Genomic DNA, 454 nt, shown 5'->3' with positions numbered 1-454 from the left:
CCGAGGCTCAATCCTGTTGCCAGCTGGCCGATGAGGATGTCCATGCTGTGTTCGATTCCCCCGTCGCTTCGCTCGTCAGCCGGACAGCCCCGCAGCCCACGGGTAGGACTTCAGGTACGGGTCGGGGTCGATCGGGCCCTTGGACTCCCAGATCGTGTAAATCAGGCCGTCGGGCCGGATCTCGCCGATTCGGGCGGTCTTGGTGATGTGGTGGTTCTCGCCGTCGATGGTGACCTTGCCCTCGGGGGCGTCGAAGCTGACGCCGTCGGCGTTCTCCTGAATCGCCGCGACGTCGAACGACTTGGCCTTCTCGACGGTGTTCTTCCACAGATAGACCGAGACGTAGGCGGCTTCCATGGGATCCGAGGTGGGCTTCTTGGGATCCTTGACGAAGTCCTTGTAGGCCTTGACGAAGGCGTTGTTCACCGGGGTGTCGATCGTCTGGTAGTAGTTC

1 protein-coding gene is annotated in these 454 nt (G+C 62.1%); it reads right to left on the bottom strand.

The window, feature by feature from the left end; all coding sequences use genetic code 11:
- Positions 1-75 precede the first annotated feature (75 nt).
- Positions 76-454, bottom strand: a 379-nt coding sequence (locus RM572_RS29175; protein WP_311676361.1) for a transporter substrate-binding protein, incomplete at its 5' end; no start/stop codon positions are given.

It is taken from the genome of Streptomyces hazeniae (genome assembly GCF_031845485.1).
GTDB lineage: Bacteria > Actinomycetota > Actinomycetes > Streptomycetales > Streptomycetaceae > Streptomyces > Streptomyces hazeniae.
The sequence above is the reverse complement of the archived record's forward strand: the minus strand, read 5'-3'. Positions and strand labels throughout refer to the sequence as shown.